General features: G+C 68.6%; 10 protein-coding genes and 1 pseudogene. 1 reads left to right on the top strand and 10 read right to left on the bottom strand.

Going from position 1 to position 16,598, the window contains the following annotated elements; all coding sequences use genetic code 11:
* Positions 1–24 precede the first annotated feature (24 nt).
* Positions 25–2,355 (top strand): filamentous haemagglutinin family protein, encoded by a 2,331-nt coding sequence (locus GRI72_RS01050; RefSeq protein WP_160732078.1) that lies wholly within the window; start codon positions 25–27, stop codon positions 2,353–2,355.
* 111 nt (positions 2,356–2,466) lie between these two features.
* On the opposite strand, the gene GRI72_RS01055 is transcribed toward GRI72_RS01050, so the two are convergent.
* The 10 genes and pseudogenes from GRI72_RS01055 to GRI72_RS14980 all read right to left on the bottom strand — a co-directional run.
* On the bottom strand, positions 2,467–3,561 hold the full coding sequence (locus GRI72_RS01055; RefSeq protein ID WP_160732079.1) for a mechanosensitive ion channel family protein: 1,095 nt from the start codon (positions 3,559–3,561) through the stop codon (positions 2,467–2,469).
* A gap of 118 nt (positions 3,562–3,679) precedes the next feature.
* Complete coding sequence (locus GRI72_RS01060; RefSeq protein ID WP_160732080.1) at positions 3,680–4,186, bottom strand: MarR family winged helix-turn-helix transcriptional regulator; 507 nt, start codon at positions 4,184–4,186, stop codon at positions 3,680–3,682.
* 67 nt (positions 4,187–4,253) lie between these two features.
* The gene (locus tag GRI72_RS01065; RefSeq protein WP_160732081.1) at positions 4,254–7,325 is read right to left on the bottom strand and encodes a Mur ligase family protein; all 3,072 of its coding nucleotides are present in this window, start codon (positions 7,323–7,325) and stop codon (positions 4,254–4,256) included.
* Positions 7,322–8,512, bottom strand: a complete 1,191-nt coding sequence (locus GRI72_RS01070) for an HlyD family type I secretion periplasmic adaptor subunit (protein WP_160732082.1) — start codon at positions 8,510–8,512, stop codon at positions 7,322–7,324. The genes GRI72_RS01065 and GRI72_RS01070 overlap by 4 nt, the downstream gene beginning before the upstream one ends.
* Positions 8,509–10,662, bottom strand: a complete 2,154-nt coding sequence (locus tag GRI72_RS01075) for a type I secretion system permease/ATPase (RefSeq protein WP_160732083.1) — start codon at positions 10,660–10,662, stop codon at positions 8,509–8,511. Before GRI72_RS01075 ends, GRI72_RS01070 begins: the two co-directional genes overlap by 4 nt.
* Positions 10,659–11,483, bottom strand: coding sequence for a TolC family protein (locus GRI72_RS14655; protein ID WP_160732084.1), 825 nt, complete (start codon positions 11,481–11,483; stop codon positions 10,659–10,661). Before GRI72_RS14655 ends, GRI72_RS01075 begins: the two co-directional genes overlap by 4 nt.
* Positions 11,484–11,528: 45 nt before the next feature.
* Positions 11,529–11,837, bottom strand: a complete 309-nt coding sequence (locus GRI72_RS15045; RefSeq protein ID WP_160732085.1) for a TolC family protein — start codon at positions 11,835–11,837, stop codon at positions 11,529–11,531.
* A 223-nt stretch (positions 11,838–12,060) separates the two neighbouring features.
* Complete coding sequence (locus GRI72_RS14665; RefSeq protein WP_337191102.1) at positions 12,061–14,712, bottom strand: Ig-like domain-containing protein; 2,652 nt, start codon at positions 14,710–14,712, stop codon at positions 12,061–12,063.
* Complete coding sequence (locus GRI72_RS14670; RefSeq protein WP_237486663.1) at positions 14,709–16,025, bottom strand: hypothetical protein; 1,317 nt, start codon at positions 16,023–16,025, stop codon at positions 14,709–14,711. The genes GRI72_RS14665 and GRI72_RS14670 overlap by 4 nt, the downstream gene beginning before the upstream one ends.
* Before the next feature lie 115 nt (positions 16,026–16,140).
* Positions 16,141–16,461, bottom strand: a pseudogene (locus GRI72_RS14980) (BapA/Bap/LapF family prefix-like domain-containing protein); the annotation flags it as partial.
* Positions 16,462–16,598 lie beyond the last annotated feature (137 nt).

The raw sequence follows: 16,598 nt of genomic DNA on the forward strand, positions 1-16,598 counted from the left end.
TCTATTGGTAACGGTTCTGGCGCGATGGTCCAGCCCGCCCGGCGGCGTTCCCCCTGCGCCCCCTCGCGCAAGCGCGGGCGCGACGTCGTGCCCCCGGCCTACCAGGACATCTACGGCCTCCTGGACGAACGCCACCTGATGCTGCACGAAGGCGACCTGGTGCCCAGCCGGATCTACGCCGCGGAAGGCGATCTGGTCACCATCGGCGGGATCACCTCGACCGAGCAGTTGTGGATGAAGGCGGGCGGGGATGTCTATTTCCCCAATGCCATCGTCCAGCACAACAATCCGGGCGATGTCAGCCAGGTGACCGCGGGCGGCGGGATTTACTTCGGCACCTTCCACGAGACCGGCGATATCTATCTCGGCTACGGCAGCCAGCTCCACGTTCGCGGGCCCGGTGCGCTCGAGATCGAGGCCGGGGGCGACTTGTGGATCCCGAGCAATTCCGAAGGGATCACGACCGATATCCTCTACGACGTCGCGCGAGGCGGGTTCGGCGGCTACGTCAACGTTCCGCTGGATCCGAACATGAAGGCGGCCGACATCGCGATCAGCGTCGGCTACAACGAACAGCCCGCCTACGCGGATTTCGAATCCGCCTATTTCGATCCGGCCAACATCGGCGCGATGGAAGACTACCTGCTCGCCGAGGCGGGCGATGGGGAGCAGTTGCCGATCTACCTGTTCGATCGTTTCTATGCCCGCGGCAACGGCTCGGGCGTGGAACTGGTCGACGGCGGCCTCGCCGGCGGCTTCGTCAACTATGTCCGTTCGCTCCAGGGCCTGGAGCCGCTTGCAGACGAGGCGGCGCAGCAGGCTTACCTTGACCAGGCCTGGGATTACTGGGTGCGGTTGCCGGCGGGTAAGGAAACGCCGTTCGATGCGCTCGTCCCCCGCTATTCCGCCGCCGAAGCGACGGAACAGGGACTGGACGGGGCTTTCTTCGTGCCCGAACGGCGCGAGGGACTGGTCAACTACGTGCGCGGGCTTCAGGGCCTTGCCCCGCTGGAAAGCGCAAGCGAACAGCGCGAATATCTGCCCGAAGCGCTCGAATATTGGGAAGGGCTGGACACCGTTTATAAGGCACCCTTCTACCGCTCGGTCCTGTTCCTCGAACTGCGTACGGCCAGCCGCGAGGCGAACGATCCCGACAGCGAGCGGCAGGGGTCGGTGGGGCGTGGCTATACCGCCATCGGCACGCTCTATCCCGGGGCGGAGAAAGAGGCTGCCGAAGGCGAGGGGCGCTGGGAAGGCAATTTCGAAACTTTCGCCAGCCGCGTCCTGTCGAACAATGGCGGAAACGTCTCGGTCGTCGTGCCCGGCGGTTTCTTCCGGCTGGCCAGTGCCGCCGCCAGCGCGGAACAGACCGGCCAGCCGTCGGAGGGCAACATCCAGGGCGATGCCCTGCGCGCCGGTGTCGTCACCCAAGGCGGCGGCGAGGTGAACATCCTCACCCACGGCGATACCGACGTGAACCAGTCGCGCGTGCTCACGACCCAGGGCGGCAATATCATGATGTGGTCGTCCTACGGCAACATCGCCGCGGGGAACGGCGCGAAGACCTCGCTCAGCCCGCCTTATTACGACCGCGCGGTGGACGATATCGCGAACCTCACGCGTTCGCCCGCAGGGCTGCCGACCGGGGCCGGGATCGGCACGCTGGCCACCACCGCGGGGGTCGCGCCGGCCGACATCGACCTGGTGGCCAATCACGGCATCATCGATGCCGGCGATGCGGGGATCCGGGTGGCGGGCAATCTCAACGTCTTCGCGATCGAGATCCTCGGTGCCGACAACATCGACGTCATCGGGCGCACCACGGGGCTTCCCGAAACGCCGGCCGCGCCGCCGACCTCGCTCGACGTCGACGATGCCGGGGCCAAGGCGCTGCAGGGCGGCGCCGCGCTGAAGGAAACGCTGGAGGCGGTGCGGCGCAGCAATGCGGCGACGACGCCCTCGATCATCGAAGTCCGGGTGACCGGCTATGGCGAGGGGGCTTGCGACCCGGCCGACGATCGCTGCGAGCCGGTGGCCCAGGGGCCCCGCGCCGCCGCGCCCGCCGACGACAGGCGACCGGCCAGGGTCGCGGCCAATACCGCCCTGCCGCGTTTGCACACCGCGCTGGAGTTCGACATCCCGCGCGGCCGCATGGAAACCACGCTGCGCGCCATCGCGCGCGCGTCCGGGCTCAACATCGTCTATAACGACCCGCGTATCGACCGGGCGATGGCGCAGCCCGTTCGCGGACGCATGACCGTGGAGCAGGCGCTCGATCGCCTCCTGCGCGAGGAAGGGCTGGAGCCGGTCCGGGTCGACAGCCGCACGATCATGGTCCGCGCCCGCGCGAGTTGACGGCTCCTGAGCCGCGGGCCGCCTCAAACGGCCCGCGGGGCGCCGGACGCGCGCCGCGAGGCCGCGTCCGGCGCAACCTTGTTCGGCGCCACGCGTGCGGGGGGCGGCCGGTCAGGCCGCGCTGCGGCGGGCGAGTTCGAGCTCGATCGGGTCGCCGCCGGCCAGTCGCAGGCGGGCGAAGGCGCCGGGGCAGTTGCCTGCGATCCATTCGAGCATCCCCTCGCGAATGTCGCACCGCAGGTCGAACAAGGTGCCCGAATCCGCCGCGCTCATCAGCAGGCGCAGTTCGATCGCGTCGCGGTGGGTCTCGGTCACCTGTGCGACCTGGACCCGCCCGTCCCACCGCTCGTTGGCCTTGATCTGGCGTTCGAACTCGGCGCGGATCGGGCCGATCCTGGCGGCCGGATCGAGATAGAGGACCACCGTGCCGAGAAGCTGGGCGGTCTTCTTGGTCCAGTTCTGGAAGGTTTCCTCCAGGAAATGCGAGGTGGGCACGATCAGCCGGCGCTCGTCCCAGATCTTCACCACGACATATGTCGTGCGGATTTCCTCGATCCGTCCCCACTCGCCGTCGACGATCACCACGTCGTCGATATTGATCGGCTCGGTCAGGGCCATCTGGACGCCGGCGATCAGCGATTTCAGCGCCGGCTGGGCCGCGGCGCCGACCGCCAGGCCGGCCAGCCCGGCCGAGGCGATCAGCGTCACCCCGATCTCGCGGATGCCGGGGATCGAAAGCAGGATCAGGCCGACGGTGATGAACACGATCACGAACGTCGCGATCCGGCTGAACATCGTCAGCTTGGTCCGCCGGCGGCGGGCGGCGAGATTGTCGGCGACGTCGATGTCCGCCCGCATCTTCATCGTTTCGACGAGGGCGTGGAGTATGGCGAAGGCGATCCAGCCGACGAGGGCCGGCATCACGAAGCTGGCGACTTTCTGCCACACCTGCTCCAGTCGCGAAAACTCGCGCGCGACGACGATCAGCGCCAGCGCGACCACCGCGACGCGGGTCGGCTGGGCCAGCTTGCGCAGCAGGACGTCGTCCGATCCGCTGTCGCTGCGCCGCGCGAGCCGTCGCATCATGCGGAAGGCCAGCCAGTGCAGCCCCAGCGCGACCAGCGATGCGCCTGCCGCGAGGGCAAGCGCGTCCCAGGGGTAGGGCAGGGCAGCGATCGCAGGTATTTCGGATACCGTCTCAGCCATCGGCGCGCTCCGTTGCGAAATCCCGATTACCTAGAGGAAACCGGAGGGCCGCCGGCCGTTCCGAAAGAATTCTCCGCAGGCGCGCTCCCGGCGCCGGGCCGGGACTTGCCCCGGCCGGTCAACCCCGCGGGCGGTAGGGGCGCGGGGCCAGGCTCCCCCGGTGGCCGCTTTCTTCCTCGTCCCGCTCGCCGATGGTCTCGAGCAGCGCCAGGATGAACTTGCGGCCGTGCGGCGTAAGACTGACGATCACCCTGCGGTGATCCAACTCGTCCACTTCGCGCCGGAGCAGGTTCGCATCGTCGAGCCGGTCGATGATCCGCATGGCGGACGTGGGCGTGGTATTGCAGCTGAGCATCAGGTGCTTGACGTAGACGATCCCGCCTTCCTCTCCGTTCACGAAGAGCTCGAAAAGGATGTCCCAGGCCCAGTCCTTCAACAGGTTGTGGGGAACGAAGTCGCCGATCCGGCTGCGCGCCTTCATGATCCGGCGGGCCAGCTCCAGCAGTTCGCCGTCGATCGGCGGCTGCTCCCGCCCGGCGCCCGACAGCGATCGTAGCGTTCGGCGGGCGGTCGGGGAAACAGAAACATCATGACGAAGAGTGGATTTGATGTCTATCTCAGCCATGTCGTGAATTTGAACCCCGTATCCCAATAAAGTATTAACGCAGATTAAGTTTTGGGACTTATTTACTTCATGAAGTATCAAGACGGAGTTCGTTCACGATCTTGTGCAAACAAGTGCTGTGCGACCCCTTGACGAGAACGGCGTCCCCCGCGTTCAGTTCCCGAAGAAGACCGTTTTTCAGTTCGTCGAGCGTTTGCGGATGGGCCGCCTTGCAGCTTTCCGGCAGGCGAGCCCAGAACTCGTCGTAGAGCGGGCCCAGTGCGAAGACCTTGTCGATCGGCGCGGCGGCGATCCGTTCGCTGAGCGCGGTGTGATAGCGCGCGGCATCCGGTCCCAGCTCGGCCATTTCGCCGAGCACCGCGATCCGCCGCCGCGCCTGCCGCTTGGAGGCGAGGAGCGATAGCGCGGCCTCCATCGATCCGGGATTGGCGTTGTAAGCCTCGTCGAGAACGAGGACTTCGCCCCCGTTGATCCGGGCTGCAAATTCGCGTCCGCGCCCTGCGAGCGCATGGAACGAGGCGAGTTGCGGCAAGGCGGCGGCCAGCGGCCGGTCGAGCGCGACCAGCGTGGCCACGACGGCCAGCGCGTTGATCGCCATGTGCCGGCCCGAAGCGCCGAGGGTGAACGTTACCGCCTGCCCGCGCACTTCGGCCCGGGCCCGGCCGGTCGCCGGATCGTGGTCGATCAGCCGGACGTCGCAGTCCTCCGACGTTCCGAAGTGGATGACTTGCAGGCCCCGGCCGCGCGCGGCCAGGTGGACCCGTTCCCATTCGGCCATGTCGCGATTGAGCACCGCGACCCCGCCGGGGCTCATGCCGGAAAAGATCGCGCTCTTGCGCCGGGCGATCGTCGCCAGGTCGCGGTGGAACTCGAGGTGGGCGGGCAGGACATTGGTGAAGATCGCGACGTCGGGCCGCGCCAGGCGCGAATTCTGCGCCATCCGCCCGATCGCGAGCTCCAGCACGGCGTGGGGCGTGTCCCACGGGATCGAGGCCAGGTTCCAGGCGATGCCGTGCGGCAGGTTGGCGTTGTGCCGCGTGCGCCCGACCGGGCCGAACGCCTCGAGCACGTGCGCGAGCATGGCGACGGTGCTGGTCTTGCCCGCGCTGCCGGTTACCCCGATCACCTTGCCCTGCATCCGCTCGCGGGCGTAGCGTCCCAGGTCGAGCACGGCGTCGCCTGCGCTTTCGACCACGAGGGCGGGCGGCCCGTCCTTCGGCAGCAGGCCCGGATCGTCGCAGACGAGGGCCGCGGCCTTGCCTGCCAGCTGCGCCGCGGCGGCCTGCGGAACCCCGCCCGGCTTGCCTTCGGGGGAGCGCAGGGCGACGATATCGCCTTCGCGGAACGTCGGCGCGGCGATGCACAGCCCGCTGGCCGACCAGTCGCCGCGCGGCGCCTGGAGCCAGCGGCCGCCGGTCGCGCGGGTCAGGTCGGCGGGGCGCCAGTGGCGGCTCTCGGTCGCGGGCGGGCGATGCCTCGCCCCGTCCTTCCCTGCGCGCGCAAGCAGCAGGCGGCGATAGGCCACAAGGCCCGACAGGTAGTGTTCGACGTCGTCGATCCGGATGCGGAAGGCGTGGTGCCGGATGAAGAAGCTGCCCGCGATCTTGCGCGGCCGGGCATAGAACATCGCCAGTTCGGGCCAGAAATGGCCGTTGAGCAGGTAGCGGGCGCGGTGGTCGAGCGCGCGGTGGAAGCGGCCCAGGTCGATCGAATCGAGCAGGTGGCGGCGCGACGGATCGCCCCGCAGCCGCGCGATCATGCTTTCGGCGGCGGTCATCAGCTCGAGCAGCGTGGGAAAGGTCGTGATGCGCTCGAGCACGAAGCCCAGGTGATCGCGGACATTGTCCAGGCCGAAGCGGTAATAGCGTTCTTCCGGACGGTGGCGGGTCAGTTCGTTCACGGCATAGCCCAGCCAGTGATCGTGCGCCTTCCAGTGTTCCTGCCCGATGAAATGTTCGAAGGCGCGCTCAACCGCCTCCAGCCAGCGCGCTTCGCCGGTGGCGGCGTGAAGGCGCATCAGCGCAAACGCCGCCTCGCCATCGTAATAGATGATGCGGAAACGCTCTTTCTCGGCCAGCGATGGATAGGCGAGGACATGGCTGAAACTGCCCGTCGCGCCGTCCTGCATGTGCAATATGCCGCGGCCGAGCCGGCAGGCCAGCGCGAGGCTTCCGGCGTCTCCCGTCAATTCGTGGTGCTTGAGCAGGGCGAGGATCGCGACCGCGTTGCCGCCCAGCTTGATCTCGTTGCCGACGTCGAGGAGGAAGGCTGCCTCCTCTCCGCCGGCCGCCCTGCCGGGCCGTATCAGCTCGCGCACGAGGAAGCCGCGCGCGCGGTCGATCGCCTGTCCCAGCCTCTCGCCACCGGTGACTTCCCAGGCTTCGAGCATGGCATAGACGGTGCTCGCGTGGCGCAGCGCGTTATAGGCGCGGATCGGGCGGTCGAAGCACGGGTGCCAGCCGTAGTGGAACCTGCCGTCGTCGGCCACTTGCGTGGCAAGGTACCGGCTGCCCGCCGCGATCAGCTCGCCGACGTTTTCCGGCGACAGTTCCCCGACGGTCCGGCGCCCGGCATCCAGCCCGGCGCCGCTCAGCGGATGGACCTTCCCGTCGTCGCCGGCGAACAGGCCGCGCGTGGTGAACAGCCAGACCGGCTCCGCCTCGGCGAAGGCGACCGCTTCGAGGCCGTGCCGCAGCGCGGCGTAGCGGCGGAAATTCGCTGCGTTCAACGTCCCGCCGGGCTGGCGGTTGCCGCCGTAGAGCATGGCATTGGCGTTGAGCTCGGTTTCGAGGAAGGCATGGCGGAACTGCGGGTCGAGCGCGATGCCCAGACGGAAATAGTTCCGCTTGATATTGGGCAGGGCCGCTTTCAGCTCCGCCCAGGTGCGCCGCTCGACCGCGTCGACCCAGTCCACGCGCAGCCAGTCGTGCCCGGCCCCGGCGGCGGCGACTTGCGCGGACCCGGCCGCCCAGGCCTCGTCCAGCGTGGCCCCGGTGGCGGTGATCGTCTCGGCGCGCCGCGAACCATCGGTGAAGGAGAAGAACAGGACGACCAGCCGCGCCCCTTCCACCTGCACCGGGGCAATGGCCGGCGCGGCGGCGCGCAAGCGGTCGAGGCGGCTGGACAGGTCGGTCTTCATCGCTCGCGCAAGGCCTCCCGCGCACGGTTGATCGGTTTCATCAGGTATTGCAGCACCGTTTTCTGCCCCGTGTGGATGTCCACCGTGGTGATCATGCCGGGCCCGATCGGGAACCGTTCCCCCGCATCGTTGACGAGGGCATTGGCGCTGGTGCGGATGAACACGCGGTAATAGTGGATCTCCGGGTTGACCTCGTCGCGGATCGTATCGGGCGAGATCGTCGCCACCTCGCCGTCCAGCCCGCCGTAGATGGAATAGTCGTAGGCGGTGACTTTCACCGTCGCGCGCTGCCCCGGATGGATGAAGGCGATGTCGCGCGGGGACATGCGCGCCTCGATCATCAGCTGGTCTTCCAGCGGGATGATTTCCATCAGCCGCCCGTTCGGCGGAACCACGCCGCCGACGGTCGAAACCTGGATGCTCTTGACGATGCCCTTGACCGGGGAACGCAAGGTGAGCCGTTCCAGCGTGTCCGACCGGCCGCGCACGATCGGCGCCAGCGCCTCGACCTCCTCGTTCGCCTTGGCCAGCTGCTGGCGCGCCTCGACCAGGTATTGCGATCGCAAGTCCGCCTTCTTCAGTTCCAGTTCCGACAATTGCCGGCGCAGGCGGATCACCTCGACATTGCTGGCCGCGCCGACCTCGATCAGCGATTCCCCGATCGCGACCTCGCGCCGGATCAGGGCGATCGACTGGTCGATCAGGCGGATCGATTCGTTCAGGCTGGCGCGGCGCGTGTCGTAAAGGCGGCGCTCCGCCCGTTTCAGGTCGGGGAAATCGTCGAGCTCGGCCGGGAAGGTCAGCGCGCCGCGGCCGACTTCGGCCTCGAGACGGGCCGAAGCGGCCAGGGCGGCGCGATACTTGGCCGCGCTCTCCTCGAAAGTGGAACTGGCCTGCGTAGGGTCGAGCTGGGCCAGGACCTGGCCGGCCTCGACGATATCGTCCTGCTTCACGTGCAGGCGGGCGAGGATGCCGCCTTCCAGCGATTCGATCACCTGTTCGCGCATCGTCGGGACGACGCGCCCGCTGCCGGTCGCCACTTCGTCCAGCGTCGCGAACCACGCCCAGGCGACGATCGCGGCGAACAGGCTGCACAGCGTCCAGACCAGCCGGTTCGACAGCTGCAGGCGCGGATCGCCCGCTTCGCCGAAGAGCCAGTCGTCGTCGGTGGCCGCAAGCGCGCTCATGCCGCTTTCCCCTTCGCCCCGCCCGGGCCGGTCATCCGGGTAAGCGCGGCCTGTTTCGGCTGGTCCAGCGTGATCAGCCCGTTGTGCAGCACGACGATCCGGTCCACCAGCTCGAGCGCGCGCATCCGGTGCGTCGCGATCACGACCGTGCGGTTGCGGCTCCAGCGGCCGAAGCGTTCGATGAAGTGTCGTTCCGCCGCCTCGTCCATCGCCGCGGTCGGTTCGTCGAGCAGGACGACCGAGGGTTCGCGCAGCAACAGGCGCGCGAGCAGCAGGGCCTGGGTCTGCCCGCCCGAGAGGCCCGCGCCGCCTTCCTGGACCACGTAATCGAGGCCCGCCTGGGTGCGCCGGACGAAATCGCCGGCCCCCACCATGTCGAGCGCGGCCGCGATCTCCGCGTCGCTGGGGTCGGGCGCGCCCAGCGTCAGGTTGTCGCGCAAGGTGCCGTGAAACAGGCGGCTGTTCTGGCCCAGCAGGCCGATATCGCGGCGCACGTCGGCCGGATCGACCTGGTGAAGGGCGAGGCCATCGACCAGCACCTCCCCCGAAACGGGGGGCAGGAGGCCGGACAGGGCCTGGAGCAGGGTGGACTTGCCGGCCCCGTTGCGCCCCAGCAGGGCCACTTTCTCGCCCGCGCCGATATCCAGTTCGGGCACGGTCAGCACGGGCGGCCCGGTATCCTCGCCATCGGCGAACGTGGCCGCGCGCAGGGCGAACTCGCCGCGGATGGCGGGCGCCTGCAGCCGCTGTTCGGCATCGGGCGCATCGACCGGCAGGGCCATGATCTGGTCCACCCCCTGGATGCCGATGCGTGCCTGCTGCAGGCGGTTGAGAACCTGGGTGACCTGGCCGATCGGCCCCATCATCCGCGAACCCAGGATCGAGGCACCGACCAGCGCGCCGGTGGTCATGTCCCCGGCGATCACCATCGGCGCGCCGAAGAACACGATCGTGGCATAGACGGCGTTCTGAATGTTCTGCGCCCAGGCGGTGAGGCCGCCCGTCAGGCTGCGGACCTTCAGCTGGGCTTCGCTGGCGACGGCGTTGTATTCGTTCCACCGGCGCTGGAGAGGCTCTTCGGCCTGGAGCGTCTTGATATCCTCGCTCCGCTGCACGGCCTCGACCAGCAGGGCGTTGCGCAGCGAGGATTCGCGCATCGCCTCGGTCGCATGGGCCCTCAGCTTCCGCTGGGCGAGCCAGCCGGGCACGATCAGCAGCGCCATCGCGCACAGCGGCACGAGGGCGAGCGGCCCGGCGATGAACCAGAACACGGCCAGGAACAGGAGGAAGAACGGGATGTCGGCAATCGCGGCGACCGTGGTCGAAGTCAGCAGTTCACGCACTTGCTCGAGGTCGCGCAGCTGGGCGATGAACGTGCCGGTCGAAGCCGGCCGGTCGGCATTGCGCACGCGCAGGGCATGGCCGAAGACCCGGTCCGATATGCGCAGGTCCGCCCGGCGGCCCAGCACGTCGATAATCGTCGTGCGAAGACGCGTCAGCGCGAAGCCGAAGGCGATCGCCCCGATCACCCCGGCGAACAGGACGTAGAGCGTCGGGAAGGATTCGGCCGGCACGACCCGGTCGTAAACCTGCATCGAGAACAGGACCCCGGCCAGCGCGAGCGAATTGGTGACCAGCGAGGCGACGACGACGCTGCCGTACATCCGCCGGTCGCGCAGCAGGATGCGGCGAAGCCAGTGTTCCTCGTAAGGCCGGATATAAGTGTCCACCCGCGCATCGGGCACGGCGCTGGCGGGCCGGGGGACGACGAACACGGTGCTGGCGGCGACCAGTTCGTCGCGCGTCATGCGCTGTTGCAACCCGCGTTCGCCGGTCATCGCCAGGCTCGCCACCCCCTCGGCATCGATCGCCGTCACCACGGCCAGCGTGCCGTCGGCCAGCTCGGCGATGACGGGCAGCCGCCAGCTCGAGAGCGCCTGCGCGCCGGGCCGGGCGAAGCTCACCTGCAGACCGGCATGGTGCGCGATCGTGCGGATGCGGCGTTCGCGTCCCTCCTCCTTCTGCCAGCGATCCGACAGCCGGGCGGTTTCGGCCGAGACCTGCAGACGATACTGGTGCGCGACCTGGCGCATGGCATCGATCCAGGCCTGGGCGTCGAAGGCCCCGTCGGGATCGCGCGCGCCGGTCATCCGATCGTCTCCTGCCGGCCGGCGAGGTCGAGGCCGAAGGCCTCGCGCGCCGCGCCCGAGGTGACCAGGCAATCGATCTGGAGGCGGCGCAGGTCGTGCCTGGTATTCGCGAGGTCGAAACGCACCTGGTGCAGTTCCTGTTCGGCATTGAGCAGGTCCACCAGCGTCTTGGTGCCCATCTCCAGGTATTGCAGGCGATAGAGCTTGCCCGTCTCGCGCATCGACGCCTCGCGGAAGACGAGCGTGTCGATCACCCGGTCGAAGCTGGCGACCTGGCGCCGCGCTTCGTCCAGCAGGCGGCTGACGTCGTTGCGCACGCGCGCCTCGGCCGCGTCCGCCGCGGCCAGGGCATGGGCGGCACCGCGCGCCCGCGCCCGGTTGGCCCCGCCGTTGTAGAGCGAGGTCGAGACGGTGATCCCGAAATTGTAATCCTCGCGATCGCCGAAGGGATCGTGGATGTCGGTCGATCCCCCGACCGCGAGCGAGACCGTGGGCATCCGTTCGGCCTTCGCCCTGGCGAGTTCGGCGCGGGCCCTTTCGCGGTCGGCGCGCGCTTCGTCGATCGCGGGAATCGCCGACCAGTCGGGGGCGCCGCGCCGGCAGGCCTGGGCGAGGGCGGGGGGAAACCCGCGCGAGACGGGCGGGGCGCGGTCGCGGCCGAGCAGGTGGGCGAGGGTGGTCTGCCAGCGTTCGCGCTGCGCCTCGATCTGTTCGATCGTGGCCTGGGCGGAATGGACCCGCGCGTCGGCCTGCAGCAGGTCTGCCTTGGTCGCGGCGCCGCGTTCGAAGCGCAATTGCACCAGCCGGCTGATGCTGCGCACGCTTTCGCGCTGCTCCAGCGCGATGGCGAGCAGGGCGGCCGCGCGCTACAGCTCGATCACCGCGTAGGCGGTGTCGCGCACCAGGGCGTCGACGGCGATCAGCAGGCGCGCCTCGCCCGCCCGGGTGCCGGCCCGCGCAGCGGAAACGGCGCTGCGGACCTTGCCGAAATCGTGGACCATCTGGGTCACCGACAAGTTGGCCCGCGGGCGCCACCGGCTGGGGCCGAAACTGTCGTAGCCGCTGCCTATGCCCGCTTCCACGCTCGGCCGGTACCCGGCGCGGGCGACGTCGATCTCCTCGGCGCGGGCGGCAAGGTCGGCCTCCGCCTCCTCGACCGAGGGATGCCAGGCCACGGCCTCTCGCGCGGCCGCTTCGATGGTGAGAGCCCCGGGCTCGTCCGGGGAAGAAGCTGCAAGAACGGGGGACACCCCGAGCGTGCAGGCCAGGGCGGCGGCCGAAAACCATCCGGATGTGGACCAGGTTCTTCCGCGGATCACGCACCCTCTCTCGATCTGTGGCGAAGGCGCCGCCGGGGATGGACACGTGTCCTGGATCGCGCTGTCAGAGGCCTGCTCCCTATACTGCCGAAAATCCGCCGTTCTCGAGGTCGTCGTCGAGCCTGGTGTCGAGGTAACCCAGGGGATCGGTGGCCCCTCCCGTGCCGGCCCCCGCGTCGGCCCCGCCGGTCGCGCTACCGTTATCCTCGCCGGCCGCGATGCGGGGTGCCGCTTCCTCTCCGATCTCGAGCAAGTAGCGATCGAGGATCGTTGCCAGGCTGCCGTTGTCTTCCATCGTGAGCTCGCTCGACATCTCGAACGATCCCGGCATCGGCGATCCGACCGAACCGTCGAGCCCGGCGTCCATCAGGCCGAAGTCGCCCAGCGGCACGACATCCGGCTCCATCGCGCTCGACGCCGCGAACGCTGCCGCGCCGTCCGGCGGGCCCGCGAAGTCGAGCGTCACGGTCAGGGTCGCCGTCTCGGTGTCGCCGCCCGGGGACACGAGCGTGTAGAGGAAGCTGTCGGTGTCGCCGTAAGCGCCGGTGAAGCTCGTGTCGGCCACGTAGGAATAGCTGCCGTCGGGATTGACCGTCAGCGTTCCGTATGTGCCCACGATCGCGGTGCCCCCGGCGGCAATCGCCGTGCCGTTGACTTCCGAAACGACGGTTCCGGCCGGGGCCACGTCGGTGCCGCCGATCCCTGCGTCGAGGATGACGTTGCCCGCGACCGTTCCGCTGACCGTGGCCGGCGGCTCGTATTCGGTGATCTGGTCCGAAGTGGACCTGATTGACAGGTCGTTGAGCAGCGAAGCATCGAGCAGGCCGCCGGCATTGCCGATCGTGACGTAGTATGTCGCGCCGCCGCTGAACTCGGGCAGGGCGAGTTCGGCTGCGGTCCAGTTGGCGCCCAGTATCCCTCCGCTCCCGACGAGCCAGTCCGTGGCGGTATAGACCCGGGTTCCCGTGCTGCTGCCGTCTTCCACGCGGTAGACGACGAGGTCGAAGTCCGAATCTCCGAACAGGCTGAGATCCAGGAGCGCAGCGCCTTCGCCGTCGACGCTGACCTGCCGTGTGGCGTTCTCCGAGACGGCGAAAGTGAGGAAATTCGACCCGCCCAGCACGGAGACATCGACGGTATCGCCTGCCACGCCGAGATCGAGCAGGGCTCCCACCGTGGCGCTCTGCAGCGGCTGGTCCGACGTTTCGGGCGTCACGTCGAGGAACAGGGTTGCCTCGTTGTCCACCGCGACGAGCAGGTCGGGCGCCGTCGCCGTGGTCGCGGCGGAGACGTTGCCCGCGGCATCGGTCGCCGTGACCTGGAGCAGTTCGCCGTCGGTCTGGGCGGGGATGGTGACGCTATAGCTGCCGCCCGCATCGGCCGTGCCCGTGCCCAGGACGGTAATGCCGTCGGGTGCATGGACGGTGATCGTCGCGCCCGCCTCCGCCGTGCCGGTCACCGTGGTGCCGGTGGCATCGTCGACATCGGCGGTCGGCGCATCGGGCGGCGTCAGGTCGGGCGCTTGCACCGGGGTGGTGCCCGATTCGTTGCCGGCGGCATCGGTCGCGGTGACCAGCAGATCCTCGCCGTTGGTCTGGGCGGGGATGGTGACGCTGTAGCTGCCGCCCGCATTGGCCGTGCCCGTGCCGAGGACGGTGATGCCATCGGGCGCATAGACGGTGATCGTCGCGCCCGCCTCCGCCGTGCCGGTCACTGTGGTGCCGGTGGCATCGTCGACGTTAGCAGTGGGCGCATCGGGCGGCGTCAGGTCGGGCGCCTCGGCCATCGTCGGGGTGGATTCGTTGCCGGCTGCATCGGTCGCCGTGACCAGCAGGTCCTCGCCGTTGGTCTGGGCGGGGATGGTGACGCTGTAGTTGCCGCTCGCATCGGCCGTGCCCGTGCCGAGGACGGTGATGCCATCGGGCGCGTAGACGGTGATCGTCGCGCCCGCCTCCGCCGTGCCGGTCACCGTGGTGCCGGTGGCATCGTCGACGTCGGCAGTGGGCGCATCGGGCGGGGTCGTATCGGCCGCGACCAGCTCGATCGTCAGGGTCGCGCTATCGCTGCTGCCGTCGGCATTGACGAGGCGGTAGGTGAAGACCTCGGTCTCGCCCACGCCGTTGGCATCGTCGCTGGGCGTATAGGTGTAACTGCCGTCGGCATTGATCACCAGCGTGCCGTAAGTTCCGGCGACAACGAGCCCGTCGGTGACGGTCACGAACGTCCCGCCGCCGGTGTCGATCTCCAGCGTCTCGCTGCCCGAGACGTTGACATCGTTGGCCAGGACATTACCGGTCACCGGGTCGCCGTCCGCCGTGGTCGTGCGGAACTCCGCATCGAGGGTGAGGGTGATGCCGGCCGAGAGCAGGCCGCCCCCTTCGTAAACCACCCGGTAGTTGCCCGGCGCCAGGTCGTCGGCGCTGACGCGCACCTGGTTGTCGGCCAGGATGTCGAGCGTCAGCAGGTCGAGTAGCCCGCCGCCCGAAGTGCTCGCGACATCTTCGAACGAACCGTCGGGCCGCTCGCGCTGAAGCGTGAACTCGACGTCGCTGAGCACGGTCGCGATGCTGTCTGCCGTCAGGGTGAAGGTCGTGTCGACCTGGGTGCCCCCGGCGACGGCGAAGGCGTAGGTTTCGCTGAACGTCCCGACGGCCAGGACGTAGGAGGTGCTGTCGCTGTCGGTCGTGGTCGCGACCGACATGTCGAATTCCACGCTCGCCGTGTCGTTCACGGCGTCAGCGTCTGCATCGGCATCAGCGTCTGCGTCGGCATCCGCGTCTGCGTCTGCATCGGCATCTGCATCAGCATCTGCGTCGGCATCAGCGTCCGCGTCTGCGTCCGCATCGGCGTCTGCGTCAGCATCTGCGTCAGCGTCTGCGTCAGCGTCTGCATCAGCATCAGCGTCTGCATCCGCATCGGCGTCAGCGTCCGCATCCGCGTCTGCATCTGCGTCGGCATCGGCATCTGCGTCCGCGTCTGCATCCGCATCTGCGTCAGCGTCCGCATCCGCGTCTGCATCCGCATCAGCATCGGCGTCAGCGTCTGCGTCGGCATCCGCATCAGCATCGGCGTCAGCGTCTGCGTCGGCATCCGCGTCTGCGTCTGCATCAGCGTCTGCGTCTGCATCAGCGTCCGCGTCCGCGTCGGCATCCGCGTCCGCATCCGCATCGGCGTCAGCGTCTGCATCAGCATCAGCGTCTGCATCCGCATCGGCGTCAGCGTCGGCGTCAGCGTCCGCATCAGCGTCTGCATCGGCATCTGCGTCAGCATCAGCGTCCGCGTCCGCGTCCGCGTCGGCATCCGCATCGGTGTCAGCGTCTGCGTCAGCGTCTGCATCAGCGTCCGCGTCTGCGTCCGCATCTGCGTCAGCGTCGGCGTCCGCATCGGCGTCAGCGTCGGCGTCCGCGTCGGCATCTGCATCCGCATCAGCGTCTGCGTCTGCGTCTGCATCGGCGTCAGCGTCGGCATCCGCATCTGCATCGGCGTCCGCATCCGCGTCGGCATCCGCGTCCGCGTCGGCATCCGCATCGGCGTCTGCGTCAGCGTCTGCATCAGCATCAGCGTCTGCATCCGCATCGGCATCTGCGTCGGCGTCCGCGTCTGCATCCGCATCTGCGTCAGCGTCCGCATCCGCGTCTGCATCCGCATCAGCATCGGCGTCAGCGTCTGCGTCGGCATCAGCGTCTGCGTCTGCATCAGCGTCCGCGTCCGCGTCCGCGTCGGCATCCGCATCGGTGTCAGCGTCTGCGTCAGCGTCTGCATCAGCGTCCGCGTCTGCGTCCGCATCTGCGTCAGCATCAGCGTCTGCATCCGCGTCGGCGTCGGCGTCAGCGTCTGCATCGGCGTCCGCGTCCGCATCTGCGTCCGCGTCGGCGTCAGCGTCGGCATCGGCATCTGCGTCGGCGTCCGCATCTGCGTCCGCGTCGGCGTCAGCGTCCGCGTCCGCATCTGCGTCGGCGTCCGCATCGGCATCAGCGTCCGCATCGGCGTCAGCGTCAGCGTCCGCATCTGCGTCGGCATCTGCATCGGTGTCGTCGCCGCCACCACCACCACCACCACCACCACCACCGCCGGCTGCTGCCGCGGCGAGGCCGGCGGCGCCGAGGAGGCCGGTGATCGGCAGGAGGGCGCCGGTCCCGCCGCCCCCGCCGGTCGATCCGGCGGCCAGCTGCGTAAGATCGTCGACCTGGCCGAGCGGTTCATAGGCAAGGATCGTGTCCGGCTCGACGAGCCAGAGCGATCCGTCCGCCTCCTGCAGGACGATCTCGCTGGCGTCTTCGGCGAAGGCGTAGAAGTCGGCGATCCGGATTTCCTCGCCATTGGCGAGACGCAGGACGAGATCGTTCCCCTCGCGCGTGGCGCCGACGAGATCCTCGCGCTCGAGCGGTAGCTTTACGACAGCAGGGCCATCCAGGTTTATGGCGTCCAGTTCGACTATCCGAACCTCGCCGGATGACTTGTCGTAAAGCTCTGCTGGCATTGTCGACTCCCTCTACGCCGGGATTCGTTACTAGAATTGAGACAATACGGGTACGCGTTAGTCTTGCGGACTAACTTAAGTTAGTTATTGATCTCAATTTCTTCATTGGAGAAGCTATCAGCGATTTATAATCGCGC

The sequence above is a fragment of the Pelagerythrobacter marinus genome, assembly GCF_009827515.1.
Taxonomy (GTDB): Bacteria; Pseudomonadota; Alphaproteobacteria; order Sphingomonadales; family Sphingomonadaceae; genus Pelagerythrobacter; species Pelagerythrobacter marinus.

What these genes read in the sequence shown, in the direction of transcription:
- GRI72_RS01075 (WP_160732083.1), bottom strand. Translation starts at nt 10,662, where the DNA reads ATGACCGGCGCGCGCGATCCCGACGGGGCCTTCGACGCCCAGGCCTGG.
- GRI72_RS01055 (WP_160732079.1), bottom strand. Translation starts at nt 3,561, where the DNA reads ATGGCTGAGACGGTATCCGAAATACCTGCGATCGCTGCCCTGCCCTAC.
- GRI72_RS01060 (WP_160732080.1), bottom strand. Translation starts at nt 4,186, where the DNA reads ATGGCTGAGATAGACATCAAATCCACTCTTCGTCATGATGTTTCTGTT.
- GRI72_RS01050 (WP_160732078.1), top strand. Translation starts at nt 25, where the DNA reads ATGGTCCAGCCCGCCCGGCGGCGTTCCCCCTGCGCCCCCTCGCGCAAG.
- GRI72_RS01065 (WP_160732081.1), bottom strand. Translation starts at nt 7,325, where the DNA reads ATGAAGACCGACCTGTCCAGCCGCCTCGACCGCTTGCGCGCCGCCGCG.
- GRI72_RS01070 (WP_160732082.1), bottom strand. Translation starts at nt 8,512, where the DNA reads ATGAGCGCGCTTGCGGCCACCGACGACGACTGGCTCTTCGGCGAAGCG.